The organism is Sphingobacterium sp. KH_072 (assembly GCF_057837975.1).
The window spans coordinates 365,469-379,404 of sequence record NZ_CM174457.1; the positions used below are offsets into that span (position 1 = coordinate 365,469).

The window sequence follows — 13,936 nt, forward strand, 5'->3', positions numbered from 1 at the left end:
AAAAACAAATGATATCTGAAGAAAGCGATCATAGAGACTCTTCGCCGACAAGCGGTGCGAATTTGGAAACTTTTTACCATGTGGATATTGTGGTGATAGGTGCTGGGCAAGCCGGTTTGTCGGCTGCTTATTACTTGAAAAGGGCTGGTATTAAACCGGGAAAAGGGTTTGTAATCATTGATGATGAATCTGGCCCCGGCGGAGCTTGGCAGCACCGTTGGAATTCATTGACCTTAGATAATGTGAATGGTATCAACGATTTGCCGGGATTAGCTTTCGACGAAACGGTAAACACGAAAGATAAAACATTGAAGGCTAGTGTGGCATTGCCTCAGTATTATGGTGTGTACGAAAAAACGTTTGAACTTCCCGTCATTCGTCCACTGAAAGTACAGCGCGTTACTGAGAAAATAGATCACTTTCTTATCCATACGGATGGCGTTCAGTTCAAGGCGCGAGGCATTGTCAATGCGACAGGCACGTGGAAAACACCTCGAATTCCAACCTATCCGGGCTCAGAAAAATTTAAAGGCCAGCAATTGCATACCGCAGATTATATAAACGCAGCAGCATTTAAAGGAAAACATGTGATCGTTGTCGGAGCGGGTATTTCGGCCATTCAACTATTAGATGAAATCTCGAAAGTGACGCAAACGAGTTGGGTCACGCGCAGACCGCCTGAATTTAAAGATTTTGATTTCAATCCCGATCTTGGGCGCGAAGCGGTAGCGATGGTAGAGGCACGCGTGAGAGATGGTTTGCCGCCCAGATCTGTGGTGTCCGTCACGGGTTTGCCGACGACGCCCGCGATTCGTGGTATGATGCAGAAAGGTATTCTGGATAGAAAACCCATGTTCGACGAAATCACCGAAACCGGCATTCGATGGGCAGATGGTACCACGTTAGATGCAGATGTGATCTTTTGGAACACGGGGTTTCACCATTCTTTGGATCATCTGGCACCTTTACAACTTACGAATGAAGACGGTGGTATTGTGATGTCTGGAAAATTAGCGACTCAGGTCGCCAAGGATCCTCGAATTCATCTCGCAGGGTATGGCCCTTCCGCCTCTACTATCGGAGCAAATAGAGCGGGGCGTATCGTAGCCAAAGAACTAATCGAATCGCTCGGTTTATAGCTAGGCATAATGTGATGCGATCAGTGCGATACTGCTGCTGAACGATCGAGAGTAAGTAGCTGCCGTTAGTAAAAAAGCTAAACCTGAATAAATCCTTATGAGAAAAGCCTTTTTTATACTCATAATGCTATGGTCAATATTATCTGTGAGTGCTCAGGAGCGTCCCAATGATTGGGATAGTTTGACCTATTGGATAGAGAAAGAGATCAAGACTTATAAACCTGATCTGAAAGCAAGATGGGGTAGGATTGAATTTAAATATATGAAAGGTGATTCAAACGGATTGCTGATTACTAATAAACGCGATTATGCCACAAAAGATGTCGCGATGACATCACTGTCAAGTCGTGTACCAGCATCCTTGTACATTGATCAAGATAGTTTGCACTTAAGTGCTTCTTACGTAGTTGATGGATATACAGACGAGTTATTCTTTAGTGATTGGGCAAATGAATATACCAGAGTTCGCATGTTTGGCGACTATAATAAACGACGAATTGAAGCGCTAGGAGGTACAGGTACCTTTAGGAAAAGGTGGGCTACTTATGTTCAAAAGGTGATGCCTGTGGATACCACGACGAAATATATAACGATGGGCAAAATAAGTTGGTACAGCTTCGATCTAGATTTTGATGGTAACATTGTCACAAACGAAAGCAATGTGTATAATCCTATCTTATCTAACTTTTTGAAGACTGAAATACCATGGATGCCCAGCTCCAATAATGGCCGCAGCATACGTGTGCGTATTTCGCTGGCTTTGCCCGAAAGGATTTCGCATTTGTATGCTATGCATTGGGATTCCGACGTTCATGAGAGTCCCATGATAGAAGAGTTTGCACATAATTTGTACCATAAAAACATTTTTGTGGCAGATAATATGTTCACACCACGTGATGGGGTCAATATGATATCCATGTTGAACGATCACGGAGAAATAGCATCCGTACGTTATCATCAGGGTGATTTAGATGCTTGTCAGTACATGGAAGAGCAGATTAGAAACAGGGACAGCATTAAAGATTATAATGTATCTCACGGCGGAAATTTACGGCGTATCTATTTCTATACCTATGCGGAATAATCGTGGATTCATTGTCTATTAATTTCTTCTACATATGAGAACCTTCTACAAATTCTCTAATAGCCTTAATCTCTGTAGATTTTAGATAATAAAAGAACCGCCGGCTGCGGCCAGAGGCAATAAAGAAATGTAATGCACAGAGATTTTTTTCTGTTCAAAAACCTTTCTTAGAGCGGCGATAGCTTTTGAGCGAGCGAAATACACCGTACTGGCGCTGGTATGCAATTCATCGCAGATCTCCTGCGTATTGCGACCTTCCATAATAGCCATCTGAAATACCTGAGCTTGCTGTTTTGGAAGTTTTTTGATTTCAAGAACAATCAATTCCACCAGTTCATTGTAAATGATTTTTTTTAGGATATCATTGTCAGCTGCCGCTATATCGAGCAGCAATGCTTCATCGTGTGCATATTTATTTCTGCTCTGCTTGAGGTGATCCAGACAGGCATTTCGGGTTACCAGATATAAAAAAGATTTTAGTCCGTCTGCCGCTTGGAAATTTAGTCTTCGATCCCATAGTTTCACAAAGGCATCTGAAACAATCTCGGCGCTAGCTTCCTTGTCTTTGGTGAGTTTAAACGCAAAGAATTGGAGTGCGTTGGCATACTGATCCATGAAGAAACATAATGCCGTCTCTTTGCCCTGTTGCAAATCAGAAATCTGTTTGTCAAACTTATCCATATAGGTAGCAGGTTTATAGTAGGTTGTACTATCTAGGTTGATATCCAAATCTACTGTAAATAATATAGAATTAAAAGTACTAGCGTTCATTTATTTGCAATGGGAAATTTAATCGCTGAGATGCTGATGAAGCTAATGCCAAAGAAAAACGCCTGATCGAAAGATCAGGCGTTCAGGTACTAAATTGCAAATCGTATTTTATTCAGCGCGAAACACCCAGAACCACGCTGTTCCCCATGCGCCTACTCCAGGTTCAGGGTAAGAAAGAACCATTTCTGTATCATTTATGATTAAGATATCATATTCATAGACGGGCGCATTGCTTTCATTCGGCGATATGCCGCACAGTACGGTAACGCCCTTTGTGGTCAATTTTCCTGTGGCCCAAACGGTGCCATCGTCCAATGTAACCTTCTTAGTCATATCAAATGAAAAGGAGCCATCTTCGGTTTGTCCGTTTGATTTGATTTTAGAAAGCCGCGCGCCACGCAGTGCAAACTCCATCTTGGCACCGACTCCTTCGCCGGCCGCTTGGCCATTGATGTCGGCTTCTTGTAAAGTCCACCATGCTGGAGCGGAATTGCCCATATAGCCACCATTACCCCAAACTGCTGGCTTCGTAGTATCCCAAACCCACGTTTTTTCGGCGCCACCAGTCAAGAATCCCCATTCCAACGGAACTGCAAAAGTCAGTTCATCCACTGTAACCTGTAGGGTTTTAGTGATTTTGCTTCCATCAGGGTTTAAGCCCGTGAAAATAATTTCATTGTCGCCCGTAGATACCAGCAATACCGTGTCGGTCTTGCGCTGCGTCAATCCTACACCATAATCCCAAGAGGAGAGTACTGGACTTTTATTGTCTAATACGACTTTGTTACTTTTCTTACCGTCAACGATCACCGGTGTTGCGGTAAGCTGCAGTTGCTCGGCACTAATGGCCGAACCCAATTCCATTCTGTCTTCGATAGCCTCACAACCTACGGATAGTAGGGTAAGACCAATACAGAGTATATACCAGAATTTTTTCATAATTTATTTTGCTAGAAGATTACCAACCTGGAAATTCATGAGTAGACTCGCCCCAACCTTTGTTTTGTGTCAATACACCGTTGGATAGCGCAATTTGTGAGATCGGAATAGGCCAAAAGCCACCCGTAGCTTCGTACCGTGCTGTATAACCACCGCCAAAGGCGCGCATCTGCGTATCAATTCCTTTGTTGCGAATAGATACACCTTCTTGACGGCCGAGCGCTGTACTTGCTTCCTGCCAACGCATCAAATCAAAATAGCGTAATCCTTCAAATGCTAATTCCCATCGGCGTTCCCGTTTTAGGGCTGCTAGTGAATAGCCTATTGGATTAAGATTGGCGCGAGCACGTACGCGATTGAGGCTCGTATTGGTTTCAGAAAGCTCAGCATGCATCAAGAGTACATCCGCGAAGCGGATAAGCACTAAATCTTGCGTATGCGCCAATTGGTACTCAGCTGCTGCTGCATCGGCCAAGATAGCATATGAAGGGATTAGCCTGCCGTCATCATAGGCCGTTATGGCAATGTATTTCTTTTGCCAAAAGCCAGTTTCTTCCATTTGATTATCGGCACCGTAGATGTAACTATCCACATCGGTATCGACATTGATAATAGATCCCACCCGACGAACATCGGTCGGCTCGGCTTGTCGCCATTCGTTCCATAAGCTACTGTTTACCGGGCCAGCACCCCAGCCTTGCCCGAACGGAAACGTTCCTGCTTGTCCATTATTGGAGCGTAAACTAAAATGCAGATTGAGTTGATTAGAATATCCTAACATATACTGATCGCCCCAGTCGACCAACGTGCCAAACTTGACGGCAAAAACCGTTTCTCTGTTGCCATCGCCGGCATAGCTTAGGTTGTTGTCTTTTGCGTACGAATAATCCTTCTTCGTAAACTCATTAGAATAAGGCCACAGGTTGCGAAAATCGGCGACCAGATCATGACCGCTATTGGCGATACATTCTTCCAAGCCTTGCTGCACTTGGGCTTTGCTAATGCTTCCGCCCGAAGCTAGTGGGAGCTCGCCTTTATTGTAATAGCCTGTGTAGAATAGGTAAACGCGTGCTAGAAGTGCTTGGGCAGCCCATTTTGTAGCGTGGCCCGAGGCTACGCTGGTGTAAGGATTAGCTGGCATCAGATTGATGGCGTTTTGCAAATCATCAGCAATGAGTGCATAAGTTTCTTCAGCCGTGGCTTTAGGTATGTTGGATACCGATGTGCTGGTTACCAAAGGCACTTCTCCAAAAAGCTGAGATAGCTCAAAGTAATAAAGTGCGCGAAGAAAGTAAACTTCTCCCAAAGCCTGATTTTTCTGCGTGTCATTATTCCATCCTTCTACTTGATCCAAAGTTTCCAGCGCGGTGTTTGCGCGGAAAATGCCTTGGTAACGTGCTGTCCAGAACGTCAGAAAGCGATCGGGCTGCGTATTCATCAAATGATCGAGCGCTTGCATGTCGCGGTCATTTTCACCACCACCGCCAAAGCGGTCGTCAGAGGCCAGTTCGGCCATGTAAAAATGGGAGTTCTGTACGTTAGAGATAGCCGCATTTAAGCTAGAGTAGATGCCCACAAGCATGCTATTGGCATCAGCCACTGTGGCAGGAAAGTTTCCGGTGTTCTTTTTATCGTAGCTTTCCGTATCTAGAAACTTATCGCAAGAGGTCAATAGCCCCGCAGCGAATAAGATAAATAAGATCTTTTTCATGTCTTTCATTAGAATTTAAGGTTCATTCCAAACATTATGGTGCGTGGTTGTGGGTAGAAGCCCAAGTCAATACCATTTACCCAAGGCTGATCGTAACCGTAACCGATCTCGGGATCCATGCCGCTATAGTTGGTGAAGGTGAATAGATTTTGTACGGTGGCGTATATGCGCGTTTGGCTAAATGGTGCCTTTTTCCAAATCTGTTTTAAGTCATAACCCAACGTAACGTTCTGAATCTTGACGAAATCACCGTTTTCGATGTAAATGTCGGAGATATACTGATTGTTCGTATGGCTTCCGCTGGTTAAGCGAGGCAAACGATTGGATGTGCCTTCACCGTGCCAGCGCCCGAAGACCTCCGTCGTGTAGTTCTGTAAAGGACTATCGGCAAAAGAGCGGTATGATTTGGCGATTTGATGGCCGAAAGAACCAATTGCCGTTACCGCTAGGTCAATACCTTTGTAGCCAAATGTTAGGTTTAATCCACCGCTAAACGCAGGATGCGGATTACCAATCATCATGCGGTCGTCGTCGGTGATAGCGCCATCGCCATTCGTATCGCGAAAGAAGACATCGCCAGGCTGTGCGCCCGAAAGTACGCCATGGCCTGATGCACGAACGGCATTAATCTGTTCCTGCGTTTGAAATATGCCGTCGGTTTTGAAGCCGTAGAAATAGCCAATTGGATAGCCTTCCTGTGCGCGGTACATTTCTTTCGTACCTTGGCTCAATACATCGGGATTACCATGGATGATGCCCTCGCTGTTGGCAATGCGGGTTACTTCATTTTTGTTGTACGCACCGTTAATGCCAATGCCATAGCGAAATTCACCTTTCGTGTCATTCCAGTTAAAGCCCAATTCAAAACCTTTATTGACGATGTCACCACCGTTGATGAAAGGAGCTTGCGTGCCATATATGGCTAGGATAGGTGCTTGCACCAGCCAGTTGATCGTAGATTTGCGGTACCAGTCGAAAACAACGGCTAATCTATTATTCGCAAAGCGTGAATCAAAACCAATGTTCAGCTGCTCGGAAGTCTCCCAGCTCACATCAGGGTTAGGTAGAATTTCAGGATAAGCTCCGCGCAAGAGCGTACTCTTGCTGTTTCCAAAGTAGTAGCCATTTCGGGTGTCGATAGCTACCGTAGCCAAATATTGGAAAGGAAGAATGTCTGCATTTCCATTCTGGCCCCAGCTTCCGCGAAATTTCAAGAAATTCAACCAAGATTGATCTTGTAGGAATGCCTCATTAGTAGCAACCCAGCCTGCAGAAGCGGAGGGGAAGTAGCCCCAGCGATTGCCAGGAGCAAAGTTAGATGAGCCATCGGCACGTAATACAAAGGATGCCAGATAGGTTTCCTTGATATTGTAATTCAAGCGCCCGAAGTAGGAAGCGATATTAAATTGCGGCCAATGCGCACCGTTCACCGTTGGCACAAACCCGTCATAACCCTGTCCATTACTCAGCCAAGCTTTGTCCCATTGTCCCGGGAAAGAAGAGTTCGCTGTTGCTGCTCCTACATCTTCGCCTAGTCCATTCTTTTCAAGGGATTGGCCTACGACCATGTCAAGCTGATGATCGGTAAAGGGATGCAGTCTGTAGCTCAACGTATTTTCCCAAAGAAACTTGTAGCCAAGGCCTTGATTTTGAGAGATGTCATCTATGGCGTTTATCGTGGTAGTTGATAGCTCGTACGCTGGCGTGTACTGCCGATAAGAAGAGGCAGTTAGCCGATAACCAAAGCTAGAGCGGAATACCAAGTCTTTAATAGGCTGTACTTCCAGATACGCATTGATCGAAAGTGCGTGGTTCTTGCTCAGATTCTGTCCACGGCGATAATCCATTTCGGCCGCTGGGTTGGCTGTAGCACCATCTAGTGCCCATCCATCGGCTACTTTGCTGGCTAGATCGTAATAACCGCCATTCGCATTGCGAATAGGAAGTAGTGGGTTTCCTACCAACATATTGTGGATATCATTCCAATAAATATTGCCGATACCGATTCCCGAACGCTTCGTGTACGCGTAGTTGAGGTTTTCACCAAATTTGATGATATCAAATTCATCATTCTTCAATAGAATGTGCTCAGAGTTTAGACGAGCAGTTTGCCTTTGAAAATCAGGTTGAACAGGAGCGCCTAAGATACCGTCGCGATTCGTGTGCGAATATCCCATGGAGAAGCGCGACTGCTCATTTCCACCCATCATATTCAGGGAAGTATTCTGCAATAGGGCATTTTCGTTTTGGATTTCTTTCATCCAGTTGGTACCATTCCAACTGCCATTCATAATTTGTTCATACTGTTTTGGAATAAGCTGTTCCCAGTTGAATGGTGCTGCGCCTTCGTTAAAGCGGCGCTCATCTTGAATGGTCATGTATTCTTTTGCGGTAAGCAGCGAAGGCATTTTGTACACATTTTGGAAGCCCGCATAACTATCTAGGTGCAGTGCAAGCTTTCCTTCACGGCCTTGCTTGGTGGTTACGAGCACAACCCCGTTAGCGGCACGCGAACCATAGATAGCGGCCGAAGCAGCGTCCTTCAGTACGTCGATACGCTCGATATCCGAGGGGTTTAAGGCGTTGATGTCGCCTCCCGGAATTCCGTCGATCACGTAGAGTGGTGATGAATTGTTGATCGTTCCTAAACCACGAATTGTGACTTTAAAACTTTCGCCAGGCATACCTGAATTTTGGGTGATCTGTACCCCGGGAGATTGACTTTGCATCGCTTCCAAAATGTTGGGTGTGCTTAATCTTTCTAGATCCTCGCCCTTAATTTCTACCGTGGCGCCGGTAACCAATTTTTTCTTTTGTGTACCATAACCTACAACGACTACCTCGTCAAGATCGCCCAAACTAGCTTTTAGCGTAATATTCAGTGTCCGTTGATCCCCGACATTAATATCGGTACTCAAAAAGCCAATATAACTAACACGCAGTACAGACCTGTTTCCGCTAAGCAACACCAATTGAAAGTTTCCTTGATCGTCGGTATTCGTACCTACATTGCTTCCTACAACTTGTACGGAAGCGCCTTGGATCGGCACACCGCGCTCGTCGGTCACTGTTCCGCTGATCCTGCGCTCTTGCTGCGTGGCTGGCGCTACAGCGTTTGTTGCGGTAGCGGCTGCTTGCCGACGTAGGATAATTGTGCCTTCGGAGATTTCCCATGCAATCGGTTGTCCTACGAACAACAAGTTGAGGGCTTTTTCCAGCTGTACATCCTTGATGTCGGCGGTGAGTTTTGCTGCCGCAAGGTCTTTGCCATTGAGTAAGAATGGCATGCCGCTCTGCTTTTGCACCGATTGCATAATGTTGACCAGTGGCGTGTTGACCGCCTTGATGGAGATCGGCTGCGCGAAGCCACTGGCGGTGAGTTTTAAGATACTTAAAACGGTAAATAAGATGGTTAATTTCATAATGATTACCCAACGTTTAATTTTAGATCTAGCCACATTCGGGGCATAATCGACCTGTTGTATAAAAATCATATTTTTGTACAATTACATGTGTTGATGAATAAGGGTTTATTGTGGTCGGTAGCGCTTATCTTGGCATGTGAACAGCTTAGCCGAACTGGGGTGTGAGAATCCGGTTCGGTTTTTTTGTTCTTGCCCAGTGGCTTACGTTGGATAGCTTTTGGTAAATGTTTTCATAGTGTGTAGATTTTGTTTATTACTGGTTTACTTGTAGGCGCACTTTGCCGCCCGCTTTGCTTAGTTCAAATTTTACCCCTGCCTTTTCCAAGATGCGAAGTACTTCAGAAAGATTTTTTTCGCGCGTAATCTCGCCGTAAAAATAGGTGGGAGGGATCGCCTTTGGATAGCTGACTTCTACAGCGTACCATCGACTGATCTGTTTCATAAGTTCGCGAAGCTCGGTTTCAAAAAACAAGAAGTTGTTGTCTTTCCAAGCAACATAGGACGCTACATCCACTTGCTTTTTATTGATTCGATCGTGCTGTACTACGGCTTGCTCATTAGGGCGTAACGATAGCCGACCTTTGGTCGTTTCGATTTCTACAGAACCCTCTATCAATGTGGTCAGTGTTTGCGGATCGTCGCCGTAGGCAGAGACATTGAAGCTCGTGCCCATGACTCGGATGATCTGATCTTTGCTATTCACCTCAAAAGGTACCCTACGGTTATTCGCATATTGTTGTGCCACTTCGAAATAAGCTTCGCCTTCTATGCTCACCTGCCGCTTTTCGCTATTGAACAACAAAGGATAGGTTAATTTCGACTGCGCATTGAGGTGCACATGTGTGCCATCGCTTAGTGTTACGCGGTATTTGCCACCTACCGGAACGGTGATGCTCGCGGTAGTTTGTGCCAGCTTTTCTCTGTCAATAGCAAGCAGTGGCGTGCCATCAGAGTAGCTCAATTCTTGATCGAGCACGATACCGTCTTTGTCGCTACGTAGGTTGATCTTTTGACCATCAGATAAGACTAACTCGGCTTTATTTCCTCCCGGAAGGATGCTGGCTGCTTCGATGTTTTCGGATGATGTGGCTTGCTCACGTAGTTGGAAGTAAGCAAATACGGAAGCACAAATTAATAGGGCTGCTGCCGCTCTTTTGTACATAGAACGGGAAATCCAGCGCCGACGTAATGAAATAGGGGATGCTGGATGAAGCTTGTCGAAGGTTAACTGCTTGATCTGTTCAAGTTGCTGCTCCTCGTGCTCATCCTCCATATCGATCCATCGTAACGCATCCGCAAAAACCTCTTCGCCCTGCGTGATCTGCTGGAAAAAGGCTTCATTGGTATCATCTAGCTTGCGCCAACGCGTTAAGGTTTCTGATTCTTCCGTCGTCAGCTTGCCCTCGATATATCGTTTTATTAGCTCGGCTATTCTTTCCGTAGCATTCATAGGTTTATAGTGGTTAACATGACTATTACGACCTCACGCTGGAAACCTTAGTAGATTTTTTATTTTTTATTCGAAAACCTAATTTCAGGCTGATGAATCAAGGTAGATAAAGTAGAGAGGATTGCTTTCTGATGCTATGTTTGTCTTCTCAGCGCTTATTTAGGTTTTGTCGAGACTGATGGTCAATTTGTTCTGCTCTACTTGGATCTTCACATATTCACCTTGCTTGAACCCCGCTTCTTCCAACCATTTCCCTTCTAGTCTAATTTCTGGAATGGAGATATTGTCCCAGCGCCTCTTACGAAATTTACTATGTATTTTTAATTTTCGTGTGGGCTTCATTTAGTGTGTTCGTTATTACGAACATAAGATATGAATTATATATGGATATTCGTTATAGTGAACACGATAGAAGATAAATACTTCAAAAGTATAGGGCTAAGAATTAAAGAATTGAGGGAAGAGAAGGGACTCGATCAAAAATCTTTTGCCTTCTATTGTGAGATCGGCAGAACCCAACTGCACATGATCGAAAATGGCAAAACCAATCCTCGCCTAAGCACATTGATGAAGATCGCTACAGCTCTGGAAATTTCGGTTTCGGAGTTGGTGGAGGGGTAGTGGTTAAGCTGATCATTAATTGACCGCTAATAAGCTCCTTTAAGTTTTTTCTTTAAAATGATGTTCTCTATGGTATTTAATGTAACTCATATCTAGGTTGTGACATGGATCGACATGTAACTTGCCATTATCAAAACCGCTCACTGAAAAACTATCATCGATGCTGATAATGCCGAGATCTAACATTGTATGATGATTCGGACATAAGCATAATATGTTTTCCTTTACGTCTGGTCCGTTGTGCGGTTTTCCTAAAGCTTTTATGTGTGCTGCCTCTGAGTAAAAGCCAACAGGAGTAACAATTTGAATTCTACAAATTTGACAAGTGTTTTTGTAAAGAAGCTTAACATAAGCAGCTGTTTTGGTTTCACGAACTATGCGGTTTATTTTATATTCCTTTCGAGTGGTTTCACTAAAGATGGTAACTGGTTCGTAATTAAGACCTATGTCTGCATCATGATCGAGATATTCCTTGTGAAGTTTTTCAATTTTTTCGAGTCGGAATCGCCATATTATATAATTATTCTTGCCTTTATCCGACCAATATTCTGTTACGTAAAATAAGCCATCATATCTATAGCCTATTTCTGGAGCGAATTTAGATTCTTTATGAGCGCCTCTTATAACTCGAACTGGTAGCCTGTTTTCACAAGATAGGGCTAATGCCTTATTACCTCTGGTTAGTGTTTGGTCTGTTACTTGATGTTTAGATTCGTTACTTCTCCCTCCATGACCTGTATATATTATGGTATCACCATGATCTTCATCATCTTCGTATCCTCCTGATATGACGATTGAATCAGCACCACCCAACTCAGAGCCGCTTATGCCAGCTTGTATATGTTTGTGAACGTGAGACCTCGATAAAACCCGAGATAGAAAGGAATCCCCCTCATAGATGTTTTCTATTTCTCCGAAAACTCGACGCTTGCTCATAGTAAATTATTGCTGGTAGATTTTATGCAATAAAAATACTGAAATAAGTCAAATATTCCGAATGGCGTGAATTACGTTTAGTATTGTTCGATATATTATAGAAAAGATGCTGCGGATTTATTGACAGATCATCATTTCCAAGTACCAATTACTCATGTGCCAAATCCACAGTCGCTAACTTCACATTTGGTTTGTTGAGTTTTGAAACAGCGGCAGTCACCTTGTTTTGATCTTCCACGGATAGAAATACAGGAATCAGAAGGACAATGTCTATTCTAAGTAGCTTGTGAATTACAATAAGATCTTTAAGGGTAAAAGGTTTGATGCCATTCATCAACTCAGACATATGCGTTTTGCTTTTATGTCCTAAGATCGAACCCAAATTCTCTTGCGTTAAATCCAGTTGTTTGAGTTTTTGTCGTATGGCCTTTTTTCGCTTCTCTAGAAACACTCTTTCCTGCTCAGCTACCGCTTCTGACTTCTCACTTTCTGCTAGCTTGTTGTCATCGATCTTGTTGAGGTCGCTCCATTCCAGATTTTCATAGGTGGCAATGATTTCACGCAATCGCATCCTCAAGTTTTGAAGCGGAGGATTTTCTTTAGAAAGCAAACGCAGTTTTCGATCGGCAATAAGCGCTCTATCGTAATCTAACTCATTGTTGATTACGCCGTTTTCCACTATTTTTTCTATGTCAAAATGTGTCTTCATTATCCTATGTAACCGTATTTACGCAACCACTTTTCGATAGTAGATTTGTTGTTTTTAAATGTCGCTTCATATTCCTGATGCGTTCCTGCCCCTACAATTGTGGCCTCACCATCCTCATCAAACTCAATCAGTATTAATGTGCGGTGAATGTTTATATCAAAGAAATAAAACCCATCTGCATGCACTTTATCCGCATCGTTACGAATGCTGTCAATACTTACGATGTTCGGATTGAAATTCTCTAAATCACTAATTAGTCGATCAATTTCATAACATAGCTTTGAATTGCCGATGTTCTTTTTCTTAATCTTAATTAGGATCTTCCTTCCGATTATTCTCATGAAGTAATAGTGCAAAGATAGTTAAAGTTCTGATATAAACCGAACTTATTGGTATTAGTTTGATATGTGTTAACTAATATAACACAAAATTATCTCTGATGATGCGGTTTCGTTAAATCATTCCAACCAACAAACAAAAAAAGAGACACCTTTCAGCATCTCTTTTTCTAATATCCACAAATCAGCCGAAGCCAATATATATCCTTACTCTTCCCAGCGAACTTTTTCTGCGATAGGAGAGCGTACTGGCTCACGTTCGTGTGCCGTATCTGCGTAGCCAAGGTAGAATAAACCAATACATTTTTGTTTTTCTTCTAGTTGTAGAAAATCGCCCATGTGGTTGATCAAACCTGGAGAAGCCCAGTAACCGCCGATGCCGATCGAATGACCAGCCAACCACAGGTTTTGCACCGCACAAGCCGTCGCAGCTAATTCTTCCCACTCTGGTAATTCGCCGGTATAGTTCACCACGATCGCGATCGCCACCTGAGCAGTGGTCGCTTTTTTGGCCATGTTTACTTCCGTTTGCTCTGCATATTTCTCCGCAGGAGTAACCTGCTTGTACACGCGCGCTAGCTCTGTACCCAAACGCTCCAAGCCTGCACCTTTGAATACTACAAAGCGCCAAGGTTGCGTTCTCTTGTGCGTCGGAGCTGCATTCGCAGCTTCGAGCAATAGCTCGATATCTTCGCGGCTTACTTCTTTATCTAAAAAACTAGGTTGCATCAAGGATCTTCTATTCTGGATCGCCTGCAACACCTCATTGGTTTTACTCATCGTATGTTGTTGTATGTATGTTTAAAAATAGTG

General features: G+C 43.9%; 13 protein-coding genes. 3 read left to right on the top strand and 10 right to left on the bottom strand.

The annotated features are described in order from the left end of the window. Window positions 1-8: 8 nt before the first annotated feature. Together AC3IRT_RS01680 and AC3IRT_RS01685 are read left to right on the top strand one after the other, a co-directional pair. The gene (locus AC3IRT_RS01680; RefSeq protein WP_489394815.1) at window positions 9-1,139 is read left to right on the top strand and encodes an NAD(P)-binding domain-containing protein; all 1,131 of its coding nucleotides are present in this window, start codon (window positions 9-11) and stop codon (window positions 1,137-1,139) included. Between the two features lie 97 nt (window positions 1,140-1,236). Then, the gene (locus AC3IRT_RS01685; protein ID WP_489394816.1) at window positions 1,237-2,223 is read left to right on the top strand and encodes a hypothetical protein; all 987 of its coding nucleotides are present in this window, start codon (window positions 1,237-1,239) and stop codon (window positions 2,221-2,223) included. 81 nt (window positions 2,224-2,304) lie between these two features. Here AC3IRT_RS01685 and AC3IRT_RS01690 read toward each other — a convergent pair whose 3' ends face one another. The 6 genes from AC3IRT_RS01690 to AC3IRT_RS01715 form a co-directional block, all read right to left on the bottom strand. Then, the gene (locus AC3IRT_RS01690) at window positions 2,305-2,994 is read right to left on the bottom strand and encodes an RNA polymerase sigma factor (protein ID WP_489394817.1); all 690 of its coding nucleotides are present in this window, start codon (window positions 2,992-2,994) and stop codon (window positions 2,305-2,307) included. Window positions 2,995-3,102: 108 nt separating this feature from the next. Beyond that, on the bottom strand, window positions 3,103-3,933 hold the full coding sequence (locus AC3IRT_RS01695) for a hypothetical protein (RefSeq protein WP_489394818.1): 831 nt from the start codon (window positions 3,931-3,933) through the stop codon (window positions 3,103-3,105). 19 nt (window positions 3,934-3,952) lie between these two features. After that, complete coding sequence (locus AC3IRT_RS01700) at window positions 3,953-5,644, bottom strand: RagB/SusD family nutrient uptake outer membrane protein (RefSeq protein WP_489394819.1); 1,692 nt, start codon at window positions 5,642-5,644, stop codon at window positions 3,953-3,955. A gap of 8 nt (window positions 5,645-5,652) precedes the next feature. Then, window positions 5,653-9,138 carry a TonB-dependent receptor gene (locus tag AC3IRT_RS01705; protein WP_489394820.1) on the bottom strand — a complete coding sequence of 1,162 codons (3,486 nt, stop codon included), beginning with the start codon at window positions 9,136-9,138 and terminating at the stop codon, window positions 5,653-5,655. A 184-nt stretch (window positions 9,139-9,322) separates the two neighbouring features. Continuing rightward, entirely contained in the window at window positions 9,323-10,519 is a 1,197-nt protein-coding gene (locus AC3IRT_RS01710; protein WP_489394821.1) for a FecR family protein, read from the bottom strand. A gap of 159 nt (window positions 10,520-10,678) precedes the next feature. Further along, window positions 10,679-10,861, bottom strand: coding sequence for a SymE family type I addiction module toxin (locus tag AC3IRT_RS01715; protein ID WP_489394822.1), 183 nt, complete (start codon window positions 10,859-10,861; stop codon window positions 10,679-10,681). A gap of 30 nt (window positions 10,862-10,891) precedes the next feature. Between AC3IRT_RS01715 and AC3IRT_RS01720 the strand changes: the two genes are divergently transcribed. Next, window positions 10,892-11,140 carry a helix-turn-helix domain-containing protein gene (locus AC3IRT_RS01720; RefSeq protein ID WP_489394823.1) on the top strand — a complete coding sequence of 83 codons (249 nt, stop codon included), beginning with the start codon at window positions 10,892-10,894 and terminating at the stop codon, window positions 11,138-11,140. A gap of 39 nt (window positions 11,141-11,179) precedes the next feature. Here AC3IRT_RS01720 and AC3IRT_RS01725 read toward each other — a convergent pair whose 3' ends face one another. From AC3IRT_RS01725 to AC3IRT_RS01740, 4 genes are all read right to left on the bottom strand, one after another. Further along, the gene (locus AC3IRT_RS01725) at window positions 11,180-12,076 is read right to left on the bottom strand and encodes a YDG/SRA domain-containing protein (protein ID WP_489394824.1); all 897 of its coding nucleotides are present in this window, start codon (window positions 12,074-12,076) and stop codon (window positions 11,180-11,182) included. A 148-nt stretch (window positions 12,077-12,224) separates the two neighbouring features. Continuing rightward, a complete protein-coding gene (locus AC3IRT_RS01730) occupies window positions 12,225-12,785 on the bottom strand; it encodes a hypothetical protein (RefSeq protein WP_489394825.1) in 561 nt (186 codons plus the stop codon). Further along, window positions 12,785-13,126 carry a type II toxin-antitoxin system HigB family toxin gene (locus tag AC3IRT_RS01735; RefSeq protein WP_489394826.1) on the bottom strand — a complete coding sequence of 114 codons (342 nt, stop codon included), beginning with the start codon at window positions 13,124-13,126 and terminating at the stop codon, window positions 12,785-12,787. The genes AC3IRT_RS01730 and AC3IRT_RS01735 overlap by 1 nt, the downstream gene beginning before the upstream one ends. A gap of 204 nt (window positions 13,127-13,330) precedes the next feature. Next, the gene (locus AC3IRT_RS01740; RefSeq protein ID WP_489394827.1) at window positions 13,331-13,903 is read right to left on the bottom strand and encodes a nitroreductase family protein; all 573 of its coding nucleotides are present in this window, start codon (window positions 13,901-13,903) and stop codon (window positions 13,331-13,333) included. Window positions 13,904-13,936: the final 33 nt, after the last annotated feature.